The organism is Arthrobacter sp. UCD-GKA, from assembly GCF_001863355.1.
Classification (GTDB): Bacteria; Actinomycetota; Actinomycetes; order Actinomycetales; family Micrococcaceae; genus Paeniglutamicibacter.
The window spans coordinates 103478-128626 of the sequence record NZ_MOLR01000004.1 but is presented as its reverse complement, the minus strand read 5'-3'; the positions used below and the strand labels follow the sequence as shown (position 1 = coordinate 128626).

At 66.6% G+C, this 25149-nt stretch carries 20 protein-coding genes and 1 tRNA gene; 7 read left to right on the top strand and 14 right to left on the bottom strand.

What is annotated here, in order from left to right:
- Window positions 1–2 precede the first annotated feature (2 nt).
- Window positions 3–674, top strand: a complete 672-nt coding sequence (locus BLJ79_RS06870; protein WP_071213985.1) for an alpha-ketoglutarate-dependent dioxygenase AlkB family protein — start codon at window positions 3–5, stop codon at window positions 672–674.
- Between the two features lie 24 nt (window positions 675–698).
- Here the strand turns inward: BLJ79_RS06870 and BLJ79_RS06865 are convergent, their stop codons facing one another.
- Complete coding sequence (locus tag BLJ79_RS06865; RefSeq protein ID WP_071213984.1) at window positions 699–1685, bottom strand: endonuclease/exonuclease/phosphatase family protein; 987 nt, start codon at window positions 1683–1685, stop codon at window positions 699–701.
- Window positions 1686–1934: 249 nt separating this feature from the next.
- On the opposite strand from BLJ79_RS06865, the gene BLJ79_RS06860 reads away from it, so the two are divergent.
- A complete protein-coding gene (locus tag BLJ79_RS06860; RefSeq protein ID WP_071213983.1) occupies window positions 1935–3188 on the top strand; it encodes an NAD(P)/FAD-dependent oxidoreductase in 1254 nt (417 codons plus the stop codon).
- Window positions 3189–3361: 173 nt separating this feature from the next.
- Window positions 3362–4594 (top strand): MFS transporter, encoded by a 1233-nt coding sequence (locus BLJ79_RS06855; RefSeq protein ID WP_498685423.1) that lies wholly within the window; start codon window positions 3362–3364, stop codon window positions 4592–4594.
- Between the two features lie 25 nt (window positions 4595–4619).
- Here BLJ79_RS06855 and BLJ79_RS06850 read toward each other — a convergent pair whose 3' ends face one another.
- Window positions 4620–5228, bottom strand: a complete 609-nt coding sequence (locus tag BLJ79_RS06850) for a TetR/AcrR family transcriptional regulator (protein ID WP_071213982.1) — start codon at window positions 5226–5228, stop codon at window positions 4620–4622.
- A 387-nt stretch (window positions 5229–5615) separates the two neighbouring features.
- Between BLJ79_RS06850 and BLJ79_RS06845 the strand changes: the two genes are divergently transcribed.
- Window positions 5616–5688 (top strand) — tRNA-Ala (locus BLJ79_RS06845).
- Window positions 5689–5750: 62 nt separating this feature from the next.
- On the opposite strand, the gene BLJ79_RS06840 is transcribed toward BLJ79_RS06845, so the two are convergent.
- The gene (locus tag BLJ79_RS06840; RefSeq protein WP_071213981.1) at window positions 5751–6167 is read right to left on the bottom strand and encodes a hypothetical protein; all 417 of its coding nucleotides are present in this window, start codon (window positions 6165–6167) and stop codon (window positions 5751–5753) included.
- A 293-nt stretch (window positions 6168–6460) separates the two neighbouring features.
- Between BLJ79_RS06840 and BLJ79_RS06835 the strand changes: the two genes are divergently transcribed.
- Window positions 6461–7651 carry an SH3 domain-containing protein gene (locus tag BLJ79_RS06835; RefSeq protein ID WP_071213980.1) on the top strand — a complete coding sequence of 397 codons (1191 nt, stop codon included), beginning with the start codon at window positions 6461–6463 and terminating at the stop codon, window positions 7649–7651.
- Here BLJ79_RS06835 and galK read toward each other — a convergent pair whose 3' ends face one another.
- Window positions 7652–8818, bottom strand: a complete 1167-nt coding sequence (galK, locus tag BLJ79_RS06830) for a galactokinase (protein WP_071213979.1) — start codon at window positions 8816–8818, stop codon at window positions 7652–7654.
- 11 nt (window positions 8819–8829) lie between these two features.
- Window positions 8830–9966, bottom strand: coding sequence for a galactose-1-phosphate uridylyltransferase (gene galT / locus BLJ79_RS06825; RefSeq protein ID WP_071213978.1), 1137 nt, complete (start codon window positions 9964–9966; stop codon window positions 8830–8832).
- A gap of 269 nt (window positions 9967–10235) precedes the next feature.
- Between galT and BLJ79_RS06820 the strand changes: the two genes are divergently transcribed.
- A complete protein-coding gene (locus BLJ79_RS06820; RefSeq protein WP_217641819.1) occupies window positions 10236–11012 on the top strand; it encodes a DeoR/GlpR family DNA-binding transcription regulator in 777 nt (258 codons plus the stop codon).
- Window positions 11013–11029: 17 nt separating this feature from the next.
- On the opposite strand, the gene BLJ79_RS06815 is transcribed toward BLJ79_RS06820, so the two are convergent.
- The 6 genes from BLJ79_RS06815 to BLJ79_RS06790 form a co-directional block, all read right to left on the bottom strand.
- Window positions 11030–11557, bottom strand: coding sequence for a methylated-DNA--[protein]-cysteine S-methyltransferase (locus tag BLJ79_RS06815; protein WP_286135297.1), 528 nt, complete (start codon window positions 11555–11557; stop codon window positions 11030–11032).
- Window positions 11550–12950: a DUF1731 domain-containing protein gene (locus tag BLJ79_RS06810; RefSeq protein ID WP_083411062.1), complete on the bottom strand. Its 1401-nt coding sequence runs from the start codon at window positions 12948–12950 to the stop codon at window positions 11550–11552. The genes BLJ79_RS06815 and BLJ79_RS06810 overlap by 8 nt, the downstream gene beginning before the upstream one ends.
- Window positions 12951–12980: 30 nt before the next feature.
- Window positions 12981–14501, bottom strand: a complete 1521-nt coding sequence (locus BLJ79_RS06805; RefSeq protein ID WP_071213976.1) for a S10 family peptidase — start codon at window positions 14499–14501, stop codon at window positions 12981–12983.
- A 147-nt stretch (window positions 14502–14648) separates the two neighbouring features.
- Entirely contained in the window at window positions 14649–15056 is a 408-nt protein-coding gene (locus BLJ79_RS06800) for a DUF4282 domain-containing protein (protein WP_071213975.1), read from the bottom strand.
- 124 nt (window positions 15057–15180) lie between these two features.
- On the bottom strand, window positions 15181–16710 hold the full coding sequence (gene putP / locus BLJ79_RS06795; RefSeq protein WP_071213974.1) for a sodium/proline symporter PutP: 1530 nt from the start codon (window positions 16708–16710) through the stop codon (window positions 15181–15183).
- Window positions 16711–16891: 181 nt separating this feature from the next.
- On the bottom strand, window positions 16892–17836 hold the full coding sequence (locus tag BLJ79_RS06790; protein ID WP_071213973.1) for a LysR substrate-binding domain-containing protein: 945 nt from the start codon (window positions 17834–17836) through the stop codon (window positions 16892–16894).
- A gap of 233 nt (window positions 17837–18069) precedes the next feature.
- Between BLJ79_RS06790 and BLJ79_RS06785 the strand changes: the two genes are divergently transcribed.
- Window positions 18070–21606: a bifunctional proline dehydrogenase/L-glutamate gamma-semialdehyde dehydrogenase gene (locus tag BLJ79_RS06785; RefSeq protein ID WP_083411061.1), complete on the top strand. Its 3537-nt coding sequence runs from the start codon at window positions 18070–18072 to the stop codon at window positions 21604–21606.
- Between the two features lie 103 nt (window positions 21607–21709).
- Here BLJ79_RS06785 and BLJ79_RS22805 read toward each other — a convergent pair whose 3' ends face one another.
- The 3 genes from BLJ79_RS22805 to BLJ79_RS06770 form a co-directional block, all read right to left on the bottom strand.
- Window positions 21710–22870, bottom strand: a complete 1161-nt coding sequence (locus tag BLJ79_RS22805; RefSeq protein ID WP_139194761.1) for a hypothetical protein — start codon at window positions 22868–22870, stop codon at window positions 21710–21712.
- 123 nt (window positions 22871–22993) lie between these two features.
- Window positions 22994–24232 (bottom strand): ABC transporter permease, encoded by a 1239-nt coding sequence (locus BLJ79_RS06775; RefSeq protein WP_071213970.1) that lies wholly within the window; start codon window positions 24230–24232, stop codon window positions 22994–22996.
- Complete coding sequence (locus BLJ79_RS06770) at window positions 24229–25110, bottom strand: ABC transporter ATP-binding protein (RefSeq protein WP_071213969.1); 882 nt, start codon at window positions 25108–25110, stop codon at window positions 24229–24231. Before BLJ79_RS06770 ends, BLJ79_RS06775 begins: the two co-directional genes overlap by 4 nt.
- Window positions 25111–25149 lie beyond the last annotated feature (39 nt).

The window sequence follows — 25149 nt, the reverse complement described above, 5'->3', positions numbered from 1 at the left end:
CCATGGACGCGCTCTTTTCCGACAGCTTCCTGGGCCGTCCCCGGCGGGAGCTGGCACCCGGGGCCCACTGGGTTCCGGACTGGCTGGACCTGGAGGAACAGCGCTGGATCGTGGCCCGCTTCCACGAGTGGGGGCGGGGCCCGGTGCCGCCGCGCGCGGCCAGGATCGGTGCACACGAGATGTCGGTGCAGACCGTGTGCCTCGGGTGGCACTGGCGGCCCTATGCCTATTCCCGCGAGGCCGTCGACGTCAACGGCAACCGGGTGCTGGAGTTTCCCGACTGGATGGTGCGACTGGGACGCAAGGCCTTGTTGGCCGCCACCGGGGACCAGTCAGCGGCCAAGGCCTACACGCCCGACACCGCCCTGGTGAACTACTACGGTGCCGACTCCAAAATGGGCATGCACCAGGATCGCGACGAACGGTCGGTGGCCCCGGTGGTCTCGATTTCCATCGGGGACACCTGCACCTTCCGCTTCGGCAACACCCTGAACCGCAGCAAGCCCTATCAAGACATCGCGTTGGCCTCCGGGGACCTGTTCGTCTTCGGCGGCCCGGTGCGACTTGCATACCACGGCGTCACCAAGGTCCTGCCCGGAACCGCTCCCGCCGGTTGCGGGCTGGAAACCGGACGCATCAACATCACCATGAGGGTCACCGGACTGGAGGGATGAACCCCAGCGATCGGCGGTCCCGGATCAATCCCCGGGCAGGTTCACCGTGGCCCGGACGGCCAGGTGGTCGCTGAGCCCGGCTTCGACATTGCTGTTCGAGGTGACCTCCAGCCCGCGCACCAGCACATGGTCAAGGCGCATCATGGCAAAGGGAGCCCGCGGCCAGGTGAACCCGAACAGCCCGTCGTCCTGGTTGGGCTCATCGAGCACCGTGGACATCTGCGCGAACGCCCGGTCGGTGCTGGTGGCATTGAAGTCGCCCACGGCCATGACGTTTTGGCGCGGGTCGGCCCGCACCGCGGCGGCCAGCTGCCCGAGCATCACGTCGCGGTCGACGTGGTCGTTGGGCCGGGCCGAGGCCGCATGGATGACATAGAGCGAAACCTCTCCCTGCCCCGTGGCCACCCGAGTCGACAGGGCCCGCTTCCACCCCAAGCCCAGGTCCAGGGAACGGGACCCCTCAAGCGGATACTTGCTCCAGACCCCGACGGTGCCCACCACGAAATGGTGCGGATAGGCGGCGCCCAGGGCCTCGGTGACTCGTGAGGCGCTGCCGGCGTCGAGCTCCTGCAGGGCAACGACGTCGCTGCCGCTTGCCGCCAGCTCCCGCGCGGACTGCGCAGCCGCCCCGGTTCCGGCCTTGGTGTTCTGGCTGGAGACCGTCAATGTGTGGGTCGCGGACGCCGGCGCCGTCCAGGACAGCGGAACTATGGCCGGGCCAAAGGCCAGGATCCAGGTCAATGCGGGCACCAACAGGACCACCAGCGAGGTGCGGCTGCGTGAGGACAGCGCCACCAGCAGCAACAGCGGAACCACGAGCCCCAGCCAGGGGGCGGCGTTGTCCAGCAGCAGGCCCAGGCCCAGGGCATCCGGGATGCGGGTGTGGAAAGCGATCAGCAGCGCGGTTCCCAGCGCGCCGAGAAACACCAGGAACCGCAGGAAACGCTGGGCGCGCGAGGGAGGCCGACGGGTACGTTTCGCAGCGCGTGGCCGGGGCGGGTAAACAGACATCGTTACCAAGAATCGCACATCGGCCTGTTCGATGCATCGACGGCGGCTGTGATTCCGCCCAGAGACCTGTCACGTGATTCCCAGCCGGAATGCTGCTGTTCTTCGGCTCCCATCCATCGGCCATGGCCGAACCCTCGACTCTTGCCACGCCAAGTGACATTCTGAAGAGAGGAATACACACGGTCACCACCACTTTCCCGAAAACCCCGAATCACGGCGGTGGCACCATCCTGGCAGGAGACGAAAACCATGAGTGAAGCGGCGACGACGCAAGCGGAAGCGCAAGGAGAATTTGGGACGGTGGTGATCGGCGGCGGACTTGCCGCGGCCCATTGCATCCACGAATTGCGCGAGGGCGGCTACTCCAGGCCCATCACACTCATCGCCTCCGAAAACGAAGTTCCCTACGAACGCCCCCCGCTGTCCAAGGAATTCCTCCAGGGCAGCAAGCCCGCCCTGGAACTCGAGCCCTTCCCCGGAAGCTGGTACACCGGAGCGGACGTTGCGATGCGCCTGGGCACCACGGCCGAAGCCATCGACACGGCAGCCAAGACCGTCTCCCTGTCGGACTCCTCGACCCTGGGCTACGAAAACCTCGTGATCGCCACCGGATGCCGTTCCCGGCTCGGCGGCCGCAACGCCAACATGACCGGGTGGGACCTGCCCGGCGTCTACACGCTGCGGTCGCTGGACGACTCGAAGGCCATCAAGGAGCAACTCGTGTCCGGCCGGCACCTGGTCATCATCGGCGCCGGGTGGATCGGGATGGAGGTCGGGGCCTCGGCACGCTCGGCCGGCCTCGAGGTCACGGTGCTGACTCCGGACCAGGTTCCCCTCGCGACGGCCATGGGCACCGAATTCGGGTCGCATGTGGCGCAGCTGCACATCGCCAACGGCGTCCAGTGCCGCTTCGGTACCGGGGTCACCGGAATCGCCGCGGACCCCCAAAAGGGGTTGGTGGTGCAGACCCCGACCGGGGACATTCCCGCGGACATCGTCCTGCTGGCCATCGGGGCGGTGCCCAACAACGAGCTGGCCGTCGCCGCGGGCCTCGAGGTCGGCAGCGGGGTCGTGGTCGATGAGCACCTGCGCAGCAGCGACAAGAACATCCTGGCGATCGGCGACATCGCCGAGGCCTACAACACCGCGCTGGGCCGGAACATGCGGGTCGAGCACTGGGACAACGCGATCCGCCAGGGCAAGCTCGCCGCCGCCACCATCCTGGGACGCGATCAATCCTATGACTGGTTCCCGTACTTCTTCACCGACCAGTTCGACTTGGGCATGGAATACGTCGGGGACCGGCAGGCCGAGGACGAGGCGGTGGTGCGCGGGGACATGGCCTCGGGGGAGTTCATCATCTTCTGGTTGCGCCACGGCGTGGTCACCGCCGCCATGAACGTGAACATCTGGGACGTCAACGACCACCTGCGCTCGATGATCGGCAAGAGCATCCCGGTGGCGACGCTCCAGGACACGGGCAACGACCTGATGGCCCTCTAGGGCCGGCACCACAGGTCCCGGAACAACGCGAGGCACCCTGATCCGTACCGGTTGTGGGGGTGCTCACCAAGGCTCCCCGCGGTGCTTGTAGCCACGTAGGCTGGAGTCTGCGGCGGCAGGAACGCAAGCGTTTGCCCGCCGTCGACTCCGCACCGTACCTCGAAAAGAGACCCGTGAATTCCGACGCCACCGCCCCGGGCAGCACCAACCTGAAACGCTCCACCCAACTATCGGGGCGCGCACTGATGCTGGCGGTCGTGGCCCTGGCCATGGGCGGGTTCGGCATCGGCACCACCGAATTCGCCATCATGGGCCTGCTCCAGGAAGGCGCCGCGGACCTGGGCGTCAGCAACGCCCGGATGGGCCTGCTGATCTCCGCCTACGCCTTGGGCGTCGTGGTGGGGGCACCGATCCTCACGGCACTGGGCGCCCGGGTCGCCCGCAAGACCATGGTCCTGTGGCTCATGGCGTTCTTCACGCTGGCCAACCTCAGCTCCCTGTTCGCCGCGAACTACGAGTGGATGCTCGTGTCCCGCTTCCTGGCCGGGCTGCCGCACGGCGCGTACTTCGGCATCGCCGCGATCCTGGCAGGCACCCTGGTGCCCGCGTCGATGCGCGGACGCGCCATCGCCTGGGTGATGCTGGGGCTCTCGGTTGCCAACGTGCTTGGCGTGCCCGCGGTGACGTTCCTGGGGCAGAGTTTCGGCTGGCGCTGGATGTTTGCCGTGGTCGGCCTCGTCGGGGCACTGACCTGGGTTGCCATCCGCATTTTCGTGCCATTCTCCCCGGTGCACGAGGGAGCCAGCATCCGCAGGGAACTGTCCGCGCTGCGCAGCGGACAGGTGTGGATGGCGATGCTCACAGGCATCGTCGGCTTCGGCGGGTTCTTCGCCGTGTATTCCTACATCAGCCCGATCCTCACCGATGTCACCGGGCTGCCGATCCGGGCCGTGCCGCTGGTGCTGGGACTCTACGGCATCGGCATGGTGGTCGGCTCGCTGATTGGCGGAAGACTGGCCGACTGGTCAGTTCTTGGCGCCATCTACGTCGCGACCTCCGCCATGGTGCTCTTCATGGCGCTGTTCGGCGTGGTGGCGACCCACATGGTGCCGACCTTGGTGCTGGTCTTCATCCTCGGCGGCACCGGCTCGCTGCTGGTGCCGGCGCTGCAGGCGTTGCTCATGGATTCGGCCCCCCACGCGCAGTCTTTGGCCGCCTCGCTGAACCACTCGGCACTGAATGTCGCCAACGCGCTGGGCGCGGCCCTGGGCGCGGCGGTCATCACCGCCGGGCTCGGGTACCGGGCGCCCGCGTTCCTCGGTGCGGGCCTGGCACTCCTCGGGCTGCTGCTGGCGCTGGCCACGGGATTCCGGGCCAAGCGACTGGCGGCAGCCGCGTCGAGGTAGCGGCACCGGCGGGCGCGGTGGCGCGTTACTCGGAAGTCGCCGCCAGGCGCCCCAGCTTCTTGTCCATGGCATCGTGCGTCTGGGACATCAGTTCCTGCATGGTGCCCACGACATCGATGCTGCGGTCCACCAGCCACTGAAGCTGCAGGCCATCGGCCGCAGCCAGGACCAAGCGCGTCATGGTGCGGAAATACTCGAGTTCCTCGGCCGACGGCGTGGCCTTGCCGGCGTAGTAGGAGTCTTCGGAAATCTTCAGCAACCGGGCATTGCGTTCCTGGAAGTAGGCCGCCGCGGGATGCTCCGGGTTCGCGGCCGCCGCGGCCATCGTCACGTACAGGGCAATCAGGCCGGGCTCGCTGGGTGCCTGCCCCAAGACATCGGCAAACTGGTCTTCTTGCTGCTCCAGGGTGCCGGTGATTTCGTTGCGGGCGTCGCGCCTGCGCAGGATCTGGACGAGAAGGTCTTCCTTGGAGTCGAAGTAATGCATCACCCCGGCCAGGGACAAGTTGCACAGGCTCGCGACCTTGCGCAGGGATGTTCCCCGGTAGCCTTCAAGTGCAAACACCTCCAGCGCCACATCTAGAATCTCGGCACGCTTTGCTATGCCCTTTGCGTATGAACCACGTATTGCCATGTTGCTAGAGTAGCGAGATTTTGGGCCATCTCTTACTAACCTGACACCCAGCGGTATTAGGTGTGTCACCTGACCTGTGAAGACTCGCAGGAAGCGGATTCCGTGCCGCAGGAGCGGACAGCTGGCTGTGTTGGGGTCCGAAGCCCGCGGGCACCGCGGTGCCGCGTCCCGCACGTCGTCCGGAAGGCCGCTGTGAGCGACGTCATGTTTGGGTTCGCGGTGCTGGTTTTGCCGCGGGTTTTTGCGCTTTCCTGCGTCCGGCGGTGCGGTTCGGCCGGGCGTGCGGGGCAAGTGGAACCGGGTCGATTGGCGTTTGGGTGCCGGGGTGCTGTAGATTGTTATCTCGGTTCGGCAGCCCTTCGGGAAAGCCTGAAACCAATCCTTTTCGGGGGTATGGCGCAGTTGGTAGCGCGTCTGCATGGCATGCAGAAGGTCAGGGGTTCGAATCCCCTTACCTCCACGAAATACGGAAGGCCTCAAACATCATGTTTGGGGCCTTTCGTGTATGTCGCGTGGTGCGGTTCAACCGATGGCCCGGTATCCCGAATAGCCGATCATGGCGCGCAACCACGTCACCAGCGGTTCAATCCCGGCATGCGGGAGGTCGCTGCCTCCGGCCGTGAACACGGGCACTTCCCCGCGCATGTGCTTGGGCAGCAGGCGCAGGATGCGGTCGCTGTCGCCGGAACCGGTCAGCAACAGGGCAACGGGCCTGAACCCGAACACGGCCTTGACCAACGCCAGTCCGTGCATGCGTGAAAAGCGCAGCGGGCCCACCAGGACCACGCCGTCGAAATAGATGAGTTCGTGCGCCGATGAACTGGTGACTTCAAGGATTTCGGAGCGCAGCTCATGGGCGTGCAATTGCTCGGCAAGCTCGGTGGAACGCAGCTTGGCAAGTGCATCACGTTGGTAGTAGACGATGGCAACGCGATCCATGCGAATCCCTCATTCCTGCAACGAACGCAGCGCGCGGGCAGGACCCGCGCGTCATTCCCTCCCACAGTATGCGCATTTGCAGGGAAATGGCTAGGAGTGCGGTGCCCGCGGGGCACACCCCAAGACGTTATCCAACGGACGCGAATGCATCGTGTTGCGCACAATTAGGGCACAACATGGAATATCGATTGCGGGTGGCGGCCTGCGGCCCCATACTGGCGGCAACAGTCTTCTGGGGGGAAGCAATCAGGGGGGAATTTTCGATGTTGGGGTCTTGGGGACAATACAGTTCAGTGAAGGGGGCCTGCGGGCTCCTGGTGGCCGCGGCGCTGCTGGTTTCGTCGGTTCCGACGATGGCTGCCGGGGTCTCCGAGGTGCCCGCCGCTGCGGCCTCGGCGTCCGTGACGGTGGCGGCGGCGCTTCCGGCGTCGGTGCGCACCACCGCGAACCTGAACCTGCGCACGGGTCCGAGCACCGGGTACCGGATCCTGCTGACCATTCCGAAGGGCACCACGGTCAAGGTGCTCTCGCGTGCCTCCAACGGCTGGTACAAGGTCAGCTACGCCGGCCGCACCGGATGGGTCAGCAACTACTACGTCACCGCCGTGGCTTCCTCGTCCCCGGGGGCGTTGCCGGCGTCGGTGCGCACCACCGCGAACCTGAACCTGCGCACTGGTCCGAGCACCGGCTACCGGATCCTGCTGACCATTCCGAATGGCACCACGGTGAAGGTCTTCGACCGGGCCTCCAACGGCTGGTACAAGGTCGGCTACGCCGGTCGCACCGGCTGGGTTTCCAATGCGTACGTCACCACCGGCAGCGGAACCTCCACGCCATCGGCACCCGGCACGCCCCGGTCCACCGGACCGAACCGCACCTCGCGCGTGGTGCTGACCTTCGACGACTGCCCGCGCACGCTCAGCGCCTTCACCGCGACCATCGACTACGCGGCAAGCCACAACATGGGCCTGGTCATCGCACCGACCGGCAACTGCCTGTCCTCGTTCAAGTCGCGTTACGGCGTCGACCTGGCGGCGCGGGCCCGGGCCAAGGGGCAATGGGTCATCAACCACTCGGTGAGCCACCCGGACCTGCGCCCGCTGAGTTGTTCGGCCGCCGCCGCCCAGCTCGGCGGCACAGGTGTGCACACCAATTTCGGCCGGCCCCCGTACGGTGCGGTCGACGCCAGCGTCGTGTGCGCCTACGACCGGGTGGGCATGGCGATCTGGACCTGGTCGCGCGACACCCTTGACTGGAGCACCAAGTCGAAGGCGACCACGGTGGCCCGGGCTTCGGCCGCCAGGGCCGGGGACACCGTGCTGATGCACATGCAGTGGCAGGGCTTCGCCCCCGACTCGCTGCGGCAGATCAAGGCCAATCTGGCCGGCCGCGGGCTGGGCGTGTGCCGCGCCTACCGCGGTGCCGACGGGGCCGGAGCCGTTCTCAGGACGCCCGTGCTGCTTCCTTCGTCGCTGCCCTGCTGACTACAGCTGCCGGGCGCCGGGCCCGGGGACCACGGAGAAGATTTCCGGGGCGATGTATTGGGCCGCGGCAAAGGCCTCCTGCACCGCGGCCGAGACCTGACCGGCGCGCGAGACCTCAACCAAGGCGATCGCCGAGCCGCCGAAGCCGCCGCCGGTCATCCGGGAACCGATGGCGCCCGCGGCGATTGCGGTGTCCACGGCCAGGTCCAGCTCGACGCTGGAGATCCCGAAGTCGTCGCGCATCGAGGCGTGGCTGGCCACCAGCAGCTCGCCGATGGCCGCCGGCCCCTGGCTTTCCAACAGCTCGACGGTCCGAAGCACCCGCTGGTTCTCGGTGACAATGTGCTTGACCCGCCGATAGATCGCCGGGGCCAGGCTGGCCTCGGCCTCGGCCAGGCGTTCGATCCCCACATCGCGCAGGGCCTTGACTCCCAGTTCCTCCGCCCCGCGGGTGCAGGCAGCCACCAGCTCCTTGTAGCCGCCCGAATCGTGGGCGTGGCTGACCCGGGTATCGATCACCAGCATCACCAGGCCTGCGGCCGCCAACGGCAGGGCCACCTGGCGCCCCTGGCGGGTGCGGCAGTCAAGGAACAGGGCGTGGTCGGGGGTGCTTAGCAGCGAGGCCGACTGGTCCAGGATCCCGGTCGGTGCCCCGACGAAGTCGTTTTCGGCCGACTGGCACACCAGCACCAGTTCCTCGCGGGAAAGGCCCAGGCCCAACTGCTCGTTCAGGCCAAAGGCCACGGCGCATTCGAGGGCGGCCGAGGAGGACAGGCCCGCCCCGATCGGCACCGAGGAATCCACCAGGATGTCGGTGCCGGGCAGGGTGAAACCGCGTTGTTCCAGCGCCCAGAAGACCCCGGCGACGTAGCGGGCCCACGGGGCCACCGCCTGGGGGACCAGCGCATCCAGCTCGGCCTCGACGACCGGGCCGCCCCGGGTCGAGGCGACGCGCAGCAACCGCCCGGATCCCTCCGGGCGGATCCGCAGCCCGACTCCCGCGGCCCGGTCGATGGCGAAGGGCAGCACGAAGCCCTCGTTGTAGTCGGTGTGCTCGCCGATGAGGTTCACCCGGCCGGGCGCGGCAAAGCACGCGTCGGGGGAGGAGCCATACAAGGCGGTGAAGAAAGCGGGCAAGGCATCGAAGGCGGTGGGCAGGGCGGTCATGGCATAGTCTTTCACAGGGCGGGAATGGTGTTCGCCAAGCGGGCGGCGGACGCGCGCAGCGCCGCGGCGGCGGCCTCGGGTGTGACATCCCCGATGAACGCGCCCATGGCAGCCTCGGAGCCGGCCAGGTACTTGAGCTTGTTCTCGGCGCGGCGCGGGGAAGTCAGCTGCAGGTGCAGCCAGGCCTCGGACCGGTGCTCGTGCGTCTGCGGAGCCTGGAACCAGCCGGCGATGTACGGGGTGGGGGTGGAGTACAACCCGTCCACGGTGAGCAGCAGCCGGTGGTACATGGCAGCCAGCTCGTCGCGCTCCTCGCCGGTCAGCTCGCCCAGGTCCGCGACCTGGCGGTGGGGCACCAGGTGCACCTCGACGGGCATGCGCGCGGCATAGGGCACGAAGGTGGTGAAGTGGGTGCCGCGTTCCAGCACGCGCCGTCCGTCGGCGACCTCGAAGTCCAGGATGTCGGCCATGAGGTTGTTCCCGGTGCGCGCCTTGTGAGCGGCGGCCCGCGCCAGTTGGTTCTCGGTGCGCGGGGTGGTGTACGGGTAGGCGTAGACCTGCCCGTGCGGGTGGTGCAGCGTCACCCCGATCTCGGCTCCCCGGTTCTCGAACGGGAAGACCTGCCCGATGCCCTCAAGCGCGCCCAGTTCCGTGGTGCGCTGGGCCCACGCCTCGATCACGGTGCGGATGCGGCGCTCGCCGAGCGTGGTGAGCGATTCGGTGTGCCCGGGGCCGAAGGCAATGACTTCGCAGCGGCCATGGGACGGGCGCACCGCGCCGAGCTCGGCCTCCACGTGCGAGGCATGCTGCCCGGGCCCGAAGGAAGGGAAGCGGTTCTCGAAGACCACGACGTCGTAGGTGTCCGCCGGAATCTCACTGGCCATGTCCGGTCGCGTGGGGCACAGCGGGCATTCGCTGGCCGCCGGCAGGTGCGTACGGCCCTGGCGGTGGGCGGCGAAGGAGATCCAGTCCCCTGCCAGTGCGTCGTAGCGCAGTTGCGAGGTTGCCGGGCGGGCAGGCAGCTCGCGGGTGTCGGCCGGGGCGGTGAAGCCGGCCGGGACCGCGGCCTCGTCGAAGAAATAGAGCAGTTCCCGTCCGTCGGCCAGGGTGCTGCGTACCGGTTCGCTCGGGCTGGGGTTCTGGTCCACTGCTGCTCCTTGGCGAGATATGTCATCAATCCAAATCAAACAATTCCGATCAAATTCTATCAGAAGGCAACGTAAGGCGGAAGGAGGGGAACATGCTCCCAAGGGCCCGTCGCCGGACGTCCCCATCATTGGCGGATGTGGGCGCGGGGAAATCCCGGGCAGGGGCTGGCGGATCCGTTCCGCGCAACTTCGAACACCAAACGACGATTTGTGTTCGTTTTTTCGCTACGATGGATTACTGAACCAGATGCCCAACCGAACGGATCGCCATGACCGAGATGCTGGCCAGTGCCCGGCAACAACGCATTCTCGATGCCCTGCGAGAACGCGAGCAGGTGCGCGTGACGTCCCTGGCCGCCGAGCTGGGCGTCTCGGAGATGACGGTGCGGCGCGACCTGAACGCGCTGGCCGAGCGCGGCGCGCTGGTCAAGGTCCACGGAGGGGCCACGCTGGATGCCGCCCCGACCAGCAGCGAACCGGGCTTCACGCACAAGCTCGCACTGGAATCCGGCGAAAAGCAGGCCATTGCCCAGGCCGCCGTGAAGCTGATCAAGCCCGGCATGTCGATCGCGCTGAACTCGGGCACCACCACCTACGCCCTGGCCTCGCAGTGCACCGGGATCAAGGACCTGACCGTGGTGACCAACTCCCCGCGGATCGCCGAGATCTTCTATGCCGCGGCCAACCCGAGCCAGAACATCATCCTGACCGGCGGGATCCGCACCGTCTCCGACGCCTTGGTCGGACCGCTGGCACTCTCGGCGCTGGGCCAGTTGCACGTGGACGTGCTCTTTTTGGGTGTGCACGGCATGACCTCCGAGGACGGGTTCACCACCCCGAACATGCTCGAGGCGCAGACCAACCAGGCCTTCATCAAGGCGGCGGCACGGCAGATCATCGTGGCCGACCACACCAAGTGGGGCGTGACCGGGCTGTGCCAGATCGTCCCGCTGTCCCAGGTCGACGCGCTGATCACCGGACCGCGTCTGGACGAGGAAGCCAAGGTCCTGCTGCGCCAGGCCCTGGACACGTTGATCCTGGCCTGAGCCGCGTCCGAGCTTTCCTAGAACAGGGTTGCCTCGGGCGGCGGCTCGATGCCTTCGAGGCGCAGCAGGAACAGCTTGGCCCCCAGCCCTCCGGCGTATCCGGTCAGCGAACCGTCCGCACCGATGACCCGATGGCACGGAACGATGATCGAGATCGGGTTGCGCCCGTTGGCGGTGCCCACCGCGCGCGTCAGCTTCTCATCGCCCAGCGCCAGGGCCAGCTGTCCGTAGCTGCGGGACGTGCCGAATTCAATGCGTGCCAATTGCTCCCAGACCCGCTTCTGGAACTCGGTTCCCTGCGCATCCAGCGGCACCCCGAAGGCGGTCCGGGTGCCGGCGAAGTATTCGGCAAGCTCGCTCGCGCAGTGGGCGATGAACGGGTCGTCGGCCACCGAGCCCAGCAATTGCCCGAGCTTCTCGGGGTCCGGCGGGTGGGAGTGGTTTTCCATGTAGATCCCGGCGATCCCGCGCGTCGAGGCCACGATCCGCAGCTCGCCGAGGGGCGAGTCCATGACGGCGTGGCGCAGCCGGCGATCCTCAGCCAAGGATCTGCCCCAGCGCCGCCTCGAAGTCCGGATAGGCAAACTCGAACCCGGCATCGGCCAGCACCCTGGAAGTCACGTGCCGTCCGGTGGTGCCCAGTGCCGGGTCGGTGTGCAGCAGCACTGCGCCTGCGGAGAGGATCGGCCTGGGGGTGGGCAGCGAGAACCTGCGCAGGGGCCCGGGCGCCACGCGGGCACGCAGCGCGGCCATCATTTGGCTGTTGCGCACCGGATGCGGGGCCGCGAGGTGGATGGTCCCGGCCGGGAGGGCGAGGTTTTCCTCCAGCCCCAGGGCCGCCCGGACGATGCGCAGCCAGTCGGCCAGGTGGATCCAGCTGACCCATTGGTCCCCGCCGGCCACCGGGCCGCCCAGGCCGACCCGGGCCAGCAGCGACAGTCGGTCCACCAACGGGCTCTCCTGCTCGAAGACCAGGGAGGTGCGCAGGATGTTCAGCCGCTTCGTATGCGCCCCGGCCGCCGCATCCTCCCAGGGCTTGGCCACCCCGGTCATCTGCGCCAGCGCGGCCGCGCCGGTGGGCAGGGAGGAATCCTCGGTGAGGTGCCGTTCTCCGGCGTCGGCGAAGATCGCGGTGGTGCTGGCCTGCAGGAACGCGGACAGCGGCTCCGGGGCGGCATTCGAGGCGTCCACCAGTGCGCGGGTGGAATCCACGCGCGAGGAGCGCAGGCGCGCGATGTTGGCCTCGGTTGGCGGCAGGTCCACCAGTTCCCCGGCCAGGTTCAGCACCGCGGTGTCTGCTCCGGCGCGGTAGAGGACGGTGGACCAGGGGCCCTGGTTCTTCCCGTCCCACAGGACCTGGGTGTAGGGGCTCTCGGGACGGATGGTGCGGGTGAGGATGGTGACCTCGTGCCCGCGGCAGTACAGGTCCGCCGCGGCGCGGGAGCCGAGGAACCCGTGGCCCCCGGCGATGACGATGCGCAACTCGTGCGTGGCGGTTCCCCCGGCCAGCGCATAGAGCCGGGCGCAGTTCTCGGCGAAGTGTGCCGCGATCGGCTTGGCCGCGGTCTGCGCGAACACGACGGAGGCCGGGCCTGCGACCGTGACCGACTGGGTCAGTTCGGTGCCCCCGGGAACCTCTCGCAGCGACCAGTCCACCAGCAGGTGCCCGCCGGGCTGCGGCTGGCGCCAGGCGATGGAGCTGCCCTCGTCGAACCGGGTGACGGTTGCCGCTGGTGCGGTGGCCGAATGGATCGGCCCGATGAGCTTCCCCGCGGGGGCCAGGTCCAGCTCGGTCCCGGCGGCCACCGGCACCTCGTGCGGTTCCAGGCGCGCAATGGCCCGGTTCCATTGGGGGACCCGGGATGGGTCGCGCAGCACCTCCCACACCGCGGCGGTGGGACGTGCGAGGAAGTGGGTTTGCGTGCGCTGCCAGGCCATGGTCCCAGCTTAGCCACCCGGACTGCGGCGCTACACCCCCGTGACGAACCCGGCCAGTGCGGCCAGCTGCGTGGTGCGCACGGCCGGGTCCAGGTACATCATGTGCCCGGCCGCGTAGTAGTGGTGGCTGAACCGTTCCCTGGCCGCCGGCGGCACGTCCAGGTGCGCCCAGACGTACTCGGCTGCATAGTGCGGGGTCGCGCCGTCGTGGTAGCCGTAGTCCACGTGCACGCGCAGCTCCGGGATGTCGATGAGCAGGCGCTCGAGGTCCCCGGTGACGTCGATGGGCTTGCCTTCGAAGGTGTCGTAGCTCCAGGGGTTCACCCGGCCGGTGAGCACCTCGTAGGGCAGGTCCGATTCGTAGCCCAGCTCGGCGCGCACGTAGTGGTTGATGGCCGCGGAGAAGGGGCCGGTGATGGCGCGCATCGAGGGGTCGTCCCAGGTGTGGGATTCCTGCAGGCGCGGGGGGACCCCGGTGAAGCGCCCGTCGATGCGCCCGACCATCAGCCCGTTTTCGCGCAGCAGCTCGGTGGCGAATTCCATGTAGTCCCAGCGCAGGTTGGTGCGCCGGATGAAGGACTCGGAGAGCGTGGTGAGCTCGGCCAGGTGCTTGACCACCCCGTCGTACTTGCGCTTGGAGAGCCGGTTGCCCAGGTGCAGGGCCACCACGTAGTCGCCCGAGGCGTAGTCCTCGGCATCGCGCACGATCTCTTCCAGCGGGCGGTTGCCGTGGCGGCCGTGGTAGTGGGCGATCGCCGCGTAGGTGGGCAGGTGCAGGGCGTAGGGGGTGTCGTTGCCCGGGGCGAAGTCCAGGGTGGACATGTTCAGCACCGTGGAGATCAGCCCCAGCCCGTTCACCGCCATGCCGTGGGCCTCCTGCAGGCGCCGGGCCACGGCCACCGCGCGCATGGTGCCGTAGGACTCGCCGATGAGGTACTTGGGGGAGAGCCAGCGCTGGTTGCGGGTGACCCAAAGCCGGATGACCTCGGCGACCAGGTCGCGGTCGGCGGTGAAGGAATGGAATTCGTCGGTGGTCCCGCCCTCAACGACGCGGGAGAACCCGGTGTTCACCGGGTCGATCATCACCACATCGGCGTGCTCGAGCAGCGACTCGGGGTTGTCGATGACCCCGTACGGTGCCGGGGTCATGTTTCCCACGTCCCCGGAATCGACGATGCGCGGTCCCAGCAGGCCCATGTGCAGCCAGAGGCTGGCCGAGCCGGGGCCGCCGTTGAATGCGAACACCACCGGGCGCCGGTTGGCCGCCGTTGGTCCGGACGGCTTCTTGGCGCGGGACTTGGTCCCGTTCCCGGTTGCGGGTGCTTCCTCGGTCTCGGCGGTGTAGGCGACCAGGAAGATCTCCGCCTTGGCGTTGAAGCCCTCGGTCTTGCCCTCGGTGTCTTCTTCCTTGCGCAGCACCATCCGGCCGGTGGTGCTGGTGTAGCGCAACCCGGAAGCGGTGCGGTGGCTGCGGGTGACAAAATCGTCCACGACCTCGGGCTTGGGCGTGGTCTCGGGCGCGTTCGGGGAGGGTACGGAGACATCAGGCATGCCAAGATCTTACCGTCGAAAACCGGTTCTCTGTGGGTCCGTGCGCGCTCGCCGGGGGAGGGGAAAACGGAACCGGCGGTGGATTCGCGGGGCCGCTAGGGTTTTCCCGTGAATCCACCGCCGGTTTTGCCGTGGCCGGTGGAGCGGCTAGGCCTGCGGCCCATTCCCGTAGGGGTTGGCCGGAGGTGCCGGCGGGCCTGCGGGGCCGCCGAACGAGGGGCCCGTGCCTCCCGGGTAGGTGCCGGGTGCGGGCTGGTTGGAGCCTGCGGCATTGCCGCCGGCCAGGCGCACCAGTTCGCCGGTGTTCTGCGCGGTGCGGATCGTGGCGATCAGCGATTCCAGGCCCATGCGTGCCAACGCCAGGTAGATCAGCACCACCAGGGGGCCGATGATGATCAGCGCCAGGAAGCCGAAGGCCACCTGCCTGGTGGCGAACGCGGAAATCACGATGCCCAGGTACAGGATGCCCAGGCCGACGGTGATCAAGATGTAGACGATCTTGACGACCTTGGGGGTGACGAAGCTGTCGAAATTGAAATCGAAAAGTTCCTTCATGCGACTTTCCTCCCTCTCAGGGGCTCTTTGTATAAGCGAGTGACTATTTGTCGTTCCAAGTCAAGCACGACTCTGCCCCCTCGCCGAAACATGGCGAGGGGGCAGGGTCACATCCAGGGGTTGGCTACGGAACGACGGGTGCCTCGACGTAGGGTGCGTTCTCCTCGATTTCCGCTTCCATCGCGGAGAACTCCTCCTCGATGGCGGCGTTGTGCTTGTAGGTGGCCCGGGAGACCAGCACGGCAACCAAGAGGTTGAGCACGAAGCCCGGAACGATCTCGTACATGGCACTGGACAGCACATCGATGTTGCCCCAGACGAAGACCGTCACGGCACCGGTGAGCATGCCCGCCAGGGCGCCGGTGGAGGTCAGCTTGCGCCAGTACAGGCTCAACAGCACGATCGGTCCGAAGGCAGCGCCGAAGCCGGCCCAGGCGAAGGAGACCAGCTCCAGGATGCTGGAATCCCGGTTCAGGGCCAGCGCCGCGGCAACAACGGCCACGACCAGCACACCGGTGCGCCCGAGCATGACCTCGCGCTTGGGGGTCAGCTTCTTGCCGGCGATGTTGTACAAGTCCTCGACCAGGGCCGAGGAGCAGACGATCAGCTGCGAGGACATGGTGGACATGATGGCCGCCAACACCGCGGCGAGCACCAGCCCCGCCACGAACGGGTGGAAGAAGATCTGGCTCAGCAGCAGGAAGACCGTCTCCGGGTCGGTGATCTCCTTTTCCGGGCTGCCGGCAAAGTAGGCGATGCCGACCAGGGCGGTGACGATCGCGCCCAGTGCCGTGAGCATCATCCAGCCGATGCCGATGCGTCGGGCCGTCTTGGCCTCGGACGGGGAGCGCAGCGCCATGAAGCGCACGATGATGTGCGGCTGGCCGAAGTAGCCCAGGCCCCAGGCCGCGGTGGAGAAGATGGCGACGGCGGCCAGGAATCCGTTGGTCGTGTTGAAGGACGAGAACAGGTTCAGCGCATCCGGGTTGACCTGCGTGATCTTGTCACCGATCTGCCCGATGTTGCCCATCTGGAAGATGGCCACGATCGGGACGGCAATGAGTGCGGCAAACATCAGCAGGCCCTGGGCGACGTCGGTGAGGGTTGCGCCCAGGAATCCGCCGAAAAGGGTGTAGAGCAGGGTGACGCCGGCGACCACGAACAGGCCGGTGAGGTAGTTCCAGCCGAAGGAGGACTCGAAGAACTTGCCCGCGGCCACCATGCCGGAGGAAACGTAGAAGGTGAAGAACGCCAGGATGATGACCGAGGCGGCGATGCGCAGGAAGTGGCTGTTGTCCTTCAGCCGCTTCTCGAAGAAGCTGGGGATGGTGATCGCGTTCTGCGCCACCGCCGTGTAGGAGCGCAGGCGCGGGGCGACGAACTTCCAGTTCAGCCATGCGCCGATGGTCAGGCCGATGGCGATCCAGGCCTCGATGAGGCCGTTGAGGTAGATCGCGCCGGGCAGGCCCATCAGCAGCCAGCCGGACATGTCGGAGGCACCGGCGGAGAGCGCTGCGACCCCGGGCTTCAGCCCGCGGCCCGCGAGCATGTAGTCGTCGATGTTGTTGGTGCGCTTGAAAGCGAAGTAGCCGATGCCCAGCATGGCGGCAAGGTACACCGCGATGGCTATCAGCTGGAATGTTGAATCGGACATGATGGGTCCTCATGAAGGTTGGGGCGTCCCGGGGAAGGGTGATCCCCGGGGTCTTTCGTTGCCGGCGGCACGGTTGCACTGCCGCACCGGCACGTGCCTGTGGAACGCAACCGGTCTCGAGTATGACAGCAAAGTTCGCCGGTTTGTGGCGGCTCTCACGGCGCCGTTACCCGTTTGTGACCTAAGTAACTGTACCGTCACCGACCGCATGCGGTCCGGGGAGCGCCACCGCCTGCTCGTGCAGCGCCTTGCGCACGGCCACCAATCCGGGGTGCTGCGCGGAGGAGTGCCGCATGGCGGTGAAGATGGTCCGGTGCGGGGCTCCGGGCAGGTCGACCACGCGCAGGTCCCGGGCCCGGTAGGCCCAAACCAAATCCGGCAGCAGGGCCACGGCGTTGCCGGATTCGACCAATCGCACGTGGGCCTGCAGGTCTGCGGTCTCGTAGCGCACATCCGGCTCGAAGCCCGCGGTGCGGCAGGCCTGCTCGGCCCAATGCCGGGAGGCCGCACCGCGCGGCTCCATGACCCACGGGAGGCCCGCCGCGGCCTCGATGGAGGAGACGTGCCGGAACTCCAGGGGCATCTCGTCGTTGTTTCCCGGCAGCGCCAGGCGGATGGCGTCGTGGGCCAGGATCTTGCGGTCCAGGGCCGCGTAGTGCGGGGCCGCATGACCGGGGTACTGCTCGGCGACGACCAGGTCGAAATCCCGCGCCCACGTCTCATGCAGGGCGGTTTCCGGCTCGTGCTGCACCATCTCCACCCGCAGGTGCGGGTACTGGCGCCGCAGCTCGCGCAGCACCGGGGGAATCAGCGAGAGCACCGCGGTCTGGAACACCGCCAGGCGCACCGTGCCGGCAATCGCCGGCTGGGTCGAGGCGAGGTCGGCCTCGGCACGTTCCATGGAGTCGAGCAGCTCGTCGGTGTGGGCTACCAGGACCTCGGCCTGCGGGGTCAGCTGCAGGCGCCGGCCGACCTTGCGCAGCAGCTTCACCCCGGTCTCCTTTTCCAGCAGCGAAAGCTGCTGGGAGACGGAGGAAGGACTGTAGCTGAGGGCGTCGGAAACCTCGGCAATGGTGCCGCGGATGCTCAGCTCCCGCAGCAGCCGCAGGCGGCGGATTTCAAGCATGGTTTGCTCCCTGGGATGCTCGGTGGCGCGGCCGGATAGCGGCCTTTGTCGACACCCCAACGATACATTGGAAAAGCCGAAGTAAATCGTTCGGCTTTGTTCACTTTTGCCGAAGTGATGGTTGGGTCCATACTGACTGGTGAACCCGCCTATCAAAGCGACACCTTTCGTGCGCAAGATGGGTAGCGGTAGCCCCTTTTTTAGCCACCCCTTTCCTCCAAGGAGAAGCAGCCGTGTCCCTTACGACCCCGCACGTGCGTGTAGTCCCGCCGGCCCTCGCCGCCGACGGCACCGCTCTGGTCCGCCCCCAGGACCTTGCAGACGAAGCCATCAAGCTGGTGCGCCACTGGCTCACCGAAGGCTCGAAGGTTCCCGTGGATGCCTCCGCCGCGCAGCTTGCCGGTGTGCTCAAGGACCCCAACGGCCTGGACTTCACCGTCGGCTTCGTCGACGGCGTGATCCGCCCCGAGGACCTGAAGGTCGCCGCCCGCAACCTCAAGGCCCTGGCCCCGAAGGTCCCCTCCTTCCTGCCCTGGTACATGAAGTCGGCCGTGGCCCTGGGCGGCACCATGGCCCCGATCCTGCCGGGCATCGTGGTTCCGGCGGCCCGCCGCGTGCTGCGCGAGATGGTCGGCCACCTGATCATCGACGCCACCGACGCCAAGCTCGGCGCCTCGATCTCCAAGATCAAGAAGGAGGGCATCGACCTCAACGTCAACCTCCTGGGCGAAGCGATCCTCGGCGAGGGCGAAGCCGCCCGCCGCCTCGAGGGAACCCACAAGCTGCTGGCCCGCGACGATGTCGACTACGTGTCCATCAAGGTCTCCTCCACCGTGGCCCCGCACAACCACTGGGCCTTCGACGAGGCCGTCGAGCACATCATCGAAAAGCTCATCCCGCTCTACCGCCTGGCCGCCACCTCCGCGCCCAAGAAGAAGTTCATCAACCTGGACATGGAGGAGTACAAGGACCTGGACCTGACCATTGCGGTCTTCACCCGGATCCTCGACCTCCCCGAATTCCGCGACCTGGAGGCCGGCATCGTGCTGCAGGCCTACCTGCCCGATGCCCTCTCGGCCATGATCCACCTGCAGGAATGGTCCGCCAAGCGCGTGGGCGCCGGCGGGGCACCGATCAAGGTCCGCGTCGTGAAGGGCGCCAACCTGCCGATGGAGCAGGTCGAGGCAAACCTGCACGGATGGCCGGTTGCCACCTGGAACACCAAGCAGGACTCGGACACCTCCTACAAGTCGGTGCTGGACTACGCCCTGCGCCCGGGCCACGTGGAAAACGTGCGCATCGGCATCGCCGGCCACAACCTCTTCGACGTGGCCCTGGCCTGGCTGCTGGCCCAGGGCCGTTCCGTCACCGAGGGCATCGAATTCGAGATGCTGCTGGGCATGGCCACCGGCCAGGCCGAGGCCGTCCGCAAGGATGTCGGGCGCCTGCTGCTCTACACGCCGGTCGTGCACCCGGGCGAGTTCGACGTGGCCATCGCCTACCTGATCCGCCGTCTCGAAGAGGGCGCCAGCCAGGAAAACTTCATGTCCGCGGTCTTCGAGCTGGACAAGAACGAGGCACTGTTCGAGCGCGAAAAGCAGCGCTTCCTCGCCTCCCTGGCGGACCTGGATGACAGCATCCCGGCCCCGCACCGCATCCAGGACCGCAACATCGTGGACCCCGCGGCGATCGAGGCCAAGCTGGCCGCGCTGGCCGACGGCACCTCCGACTTCACCAACACCCCGGACACCGACCCGGACCTGCCGGGCAACCGCGCCTGGGGCCGGGAGATCGTGAACAAGATGGTCGGCTCGACCCTGGGCAAGGATTCCGTGGCGAAGGCCATGATCCACACCGAGGACGAGCTGAACCAGGTCGTCGAGACCGCCGTTGCGGCCTCGGCATCCTGGCAGGCCATGGGCGCCGCCGCCCGCGCAGCCATCCTGCACCGCGCCGGTGCCGCCCTGGAGGCGCACCGCGCCGACCTGCTCGAGGTCATGGGCTCCGAATGCGGCAAGACCCTGGACCAGGGCGACCCCGAGGTCTCCGAGGCCATCGACTTCGCCCACTACTACGCCCAGCGCGGCCTGGAGCTGGAAAACGTCGACGGCGCCACCTTCGTGCCCTCGAAGCTCACCGTGGTCACCCCGCCGTGGAACTTCCCGGTCGCCATCCCTGCCGGCTCCACCCTCTCGGCCCTGGCCTCGGGTTCCTCGGTCATCATCAAGCCCGCGGGCCAGGCGGCACGCTCCGGCGCCGTCATGGTCGAGGCGCTGTGGGAAGCCGGGGTGCCGCGCGATGTCCTGCAGCTGGTCCAGCTCTCCGAGCGGTCCCTGGGCACCGAGCTGGTGTCCCACCCGAGCGTTGACCGGTTGATCCTCACCGGCGGCTACGAGACCGCCCAGCTCTTCCGTTCCTTCCGCAAGGACCTGCCGCTGCTGGCGGAAACCTCGGGCAAGAACGCCGTGATCGTCACCCCGCACGCCGACCTGGACCTGGCCGCCAAGGACGTCGCGGCCTCGGCCTTCGGCCACGCCGGCCAGAAGTGCTCGGCCGCCTCGCTGGTGATCCTGGTGGGATCGGCTGCTGACTCCAAGCGCTTCCACAACCAGCTCATCGACGACATCCGCTCGCTGAAGGTCGGCTACCCGCAGGACCCGCAGACCCAGATGGGCCCGGTCATCGAGCCGGCGCAGGGCAAGCTGCTGCGTGGCCTGACCACCCTGGGCGAGGGCGAGAAATGGGTGCTTGAGCCCAAGAAGCTCGACGAGACCGGCAAGCTGTGGAGCCCGGGCGTCCGCTCCGGGGTCAAGCGCGGTTCCGAGTACCACCTCACCGAGTACTTTGGCCCGATCCTCGGCGTCATGACGGCGGAGACCCTCGAAGAGGCTGTCTCGATCGTCAACGACATCGACTACGGCCTGACTTCGGGCCTGCACTCGCTGGATTCGGATGAGATGGGCTACTGGCTGGAGAACATCCAGGCCGGCAACCTCTACATCAACCGCGGCATCACCGGTGCCATCGTGCAGCGCCAGCCCTTCGGCGGCTGGAAGAAGTCGGCCATCGGCGCGGGCACCAAGGCCGGCGGACCGAACTACCTGGTTGGCATGGGTTCCTGGGAAGACGCCCCGGTCGCACAAACCGGTGCGCTCTCGGCAACCTCCGCCGCATTGCTGAAGGCGGCCGGCGAGTCCGGCCTCGAGGCCGCGGACCTGTCCTGGCTCGAAGGCGCGCTGGCCTCCGATGCCACCGCGTGGACCAACGAGTTCAACACCGCCAAGGACGTCTCCGGCCTGCACGCCGAGCGCAACGTGTTCCGCTACCGCGCCCTGCCGGTGACCGTGCGCTTCGAGAACGAGACCTCTGGCCACGGCATCGCCGAGCTGGTTCGCGTCGTTGCCGCGGGCATCGCCGCCGGGTCCCGCGTCACGGTGTCCTCCGCCGTCGAAGTTCCTGCGGCAATCCGCGCGGTGCTCACCGAATCCTCGGCCACCGTCGTGGTTGAGGACGCCCAGGGCTTCGGCGCCCGCGCCGCGCGCCTGGCCGCCAAGACCGGTCCGGACTCCGCAGCCCGCATCCGCCTGATCGGCGGCTCGGTCATGGATGTTGCCGAGGCAACCAATGGCAAGCCCGATGTTGCCATCTACGGCAACAACGTGGTTTCCGCAGGACGGGTGGAAATGCTGACCTTCCTGCACGAGCAGGCGGTCTCCATCACCGCGCACCGCTTCGGCACCCCGAACCACCTGAGCGACGCGGTTATCTAACCACGGACCTCGTCCACGCAATGGCCCGCAGCACCTCCCCTGACGGGGAAGGAGCTGTGGGCCTTTTGCTGGTATTTCAATGGTGATTATCGCGTTGAATAATTTATGGATTCTGCAGTGGGAACCAAATCGCAGCGCCGATCATAGCTGCGCAAACCACGAATGTCACCACGCCGCAGATTTGCCACAGGTTCTTGGTGTGACCATTGGGCGCCTTGACTATGGCCAGAGTGGCGGATGCCAAGAGGGCAAGCCCTACGGGCAAGAAAACCCAAATCTTGGGCATGCTGTCTAGTGGAAGGATAGTTGTCGCGCTATACAAGGCGAGGAAAAGTGCTGGAACACCGAGCCCGATGGACAGCAGTGCGACCAGAAGGTTGAACCGTGTTTGTGCGTCGGCTTCGCGAGAACTGGAAATGCTTGTTGCCGATGAGATCAATGCTTGAATGGCGGTGGATTCGTTTTCCAGCTGAAGCTGGAGCTGGATGCATTGGCGGATTGCGGCATCATGGATTCTCATCCAGGGGCGCATGGCCGTATTCGCAGGGATAGCGTCGTTCACGATAGAGGGATCTTGAAGTTTTCGGTATGAGTGGTAGGCCGGGCTGTCAACAATGAACAGCCATAGGCCTTCGCGATGAGCTTCACGGGCCTGATCTGCTGCACGTCCACAGATCACATTGAGCTGCAGCAGGTGTGCCACGATTTGGGTGTATGCCTCTGACCCGCTCGTTCCGTGGCTCGACTTGGCGAGCATCGTCTCGAAGTTGTAGCGCAGGTCCCGGACTTTGGAAATCGTGTTACGTGACATCTCACAAAGTATTTTCGCAACTTTTGGAACTTCATGATCGGAACGTGTTTCTAGCTGTGGGAGTACCGATGCCAGAATAGCTTTCGAAATTTCGGAACATACGAACTCGGTGTCTTTCACTTCGCCAGAGCCATTTACGTGTCGAAACGAATTAATGACTGGCGCCTGTATCCGGCTGGTCATGTCGGAGATCGTTTCTTCCAGAACCCACGAGTCGACTAACGTCACATTCACCAGGACTTCATCGGTGATGGTTTGCATGATGAGACAGTGTCCGACACCTATGACGCGTTTTGAACTGGTGGCGTCCACAGAAATCAACAATGGAGCAACACGAATGTCCTTGACACCGTTCGGCCGTTTTGCTTCCCCGTCTGCGAATAGTTCATGCAGTTCGGTCGAAGAGACCTGCGAATCACCGAACCTGACAATTGGAGCCAGCAGCGTGTCCATTAAGAATTAAACTCCTAGTGAAGGACGGTTATTTTCGCCAAGTATACGTCTTGGATCCTTGAGAGATTGAAATGGCTCAGATTTAGCTGCGGCCAAATGCAGAGCTCCATAAACGATTCATTGCTAGTCCTCGAGCTTCAGCGCCTTGTGCCACGACAAGGCACTGCCGGTCTGCATGATCGCCCGGCGGTAGATCTTCTCGCCGAACAGCACCATGGCCCAGGCCGCCGCGACGGCAACGGCCAGCGAGGCGAACGGCTCCCACAGCGGAACATCGCTGCTCAGCAACCGGATGGGCATGGCCACCGAGGAGATCACCGGAACATAGGACGCGACGACCAACAACGTGCCCTTGGCGTAGATCCCGGTGAACAACACCGCCACCAGCACCATGATCACGGGGCCCGTGGACTGCTGCAGGTCCTCGGTGCGCGAGGCCATCGCACCCAGCGCCGCCCACACCGCGGCCAGGATCAGGAAGCCGGCCAGGAAGAAGGCCAGGAACCAGCCGGCGGTGGCGAACACCACCGAAACGAACGGGACCGGGGTGGGCATCATGTTCAAGGCAAGCAGGCCGATCCCCACGAACAGGCACAGCTGACCCATGGCCAGGATCATGTTCCCCAGGATCTTGCCCGCGAGCAACTGGCGGATCGGGATGGCGGTGGCCAGGATCTCCACCACCCGGTTCTGCTTCTCCTCCACCACCGAGTTGGCGATCGGCATCCCGAAGATCATCGCGGACATGTAGAAGAGGAACGAGAAGATGAAGCCCATGACCATGGCCATCGAGTTGCGTTCCGAGTCCCCGTCAAGCAGCACCGGGCTCACGGTGGAACCCGCGGTCAGCGTCTCGGGGGAGACCCCCAGCTTCCCTGCGTTGAATTCCAGTGCCTGGGCGCTTGCCGCATCACCGAGCAGCGACTGGACCGGGCCGGGTACCTCGTTCAGTGCGGTGAGGCTGTAGCCATCCGGGGTGGGCGCGAGCACCAGGTCGGCGTCCTTGGCGCGCAGGGCATCGAGCGCCGCGGTCCCTGACGACAACGGATGGGAAACCAATTCGACCTTCTGGTCGTTGGCAAGCGCCAGCTCGTTGGCCGAGGCCACCAAGGCGGCGGTCCTGCCGTTTTGCTCGAAGGCGATCGTTGCGGTGGTGGTCTTGTCTCCCATGATCCCGGCGAACAGCACCGAACCCACGATGAGCGCGAGGGTGATCAGCGTGGTGATGATGAACGACTTGTCCCGGACCTTCACCGTGACCTCGCGCAGGGTCACGATCAGCCAGGGCGCGCTTGGCTGTCCGGAAGATGCGGACCGGGCCGGTGCGTCGGTGGGCCTGGTGCGGTGATCGGTGATGCTCATCGGATGACCTCCCGGTAGATTTCTGCCAACGACGGACGTTGCGGGGCGAATTCGGTCACGGCCCCGCGATCCACCGCGATGCGCAGCACGCGCTGGGCAGCGGCGTCATCGGTGAACTCCACCAGGGCCCGCGGGCCCGCGACATCCAGCACCCGCACCCCGGGCTGCTCGCGCAGCCACCCGGCATCGGGCGGGGTCACCACCACGTGCTTGGCGCTGGCCCGCGCCCGCAGATCCTCGGCGCTGCCGGAGGCCACGATCTTGCCTCCTGCCAGCACCACGAGGTTGTCGCAGAGCTGGTCGATCAGATCCAGTTGGTGGCTGGAGAAGAGGATCGGCACCCCGGTGGCGGCCCGCTCGGCCAACAGCTTGGTCATGGAGTCCACGGCCAGCGGGTCCAACCCGGAGAACGGCTCGTCCAGGACCAACGCGGTGGGGTGGTGCATCAGCGAGGCAGCGACCTGCACGCGCTGCTGGTTGCCCAGCGAGAGGGATTCGAGCTTGTCCTTGGTCCGGTCGGCAATGCCGAAGCGGTCCAGCAGGTCCAGGGCCTCGCTGCGGGCATCGGTGCGGCTCATGCCGTGCAGCTGGCCCAGGTACTGGAGCTGGTCCAGCACCTGCTGCTTGGGGTACAGCCCGCGTTCCTCGGGCATGTAGCCGAAGCGGGCCCGGTCGGTGTCGGTGATCTGCGTGCCGTTGAAATACACCGACCCGGAATGGGACTTGAGCACTCCCATGATGATGCGCATGGTGGTGGTCTTGCCGGCGCCGTTGGCCCCGACGAACCCGGTCATACCGTCGGCGGGGACGGAAAACGACACCTCGTCAAGCACCGTCCGGTCACCGAATCGCCGGGTGAGACCTTGTACCTCTAACACGGTGGGACATTCCTTTGGTTGGCGGGTGTTCTCCTGCCT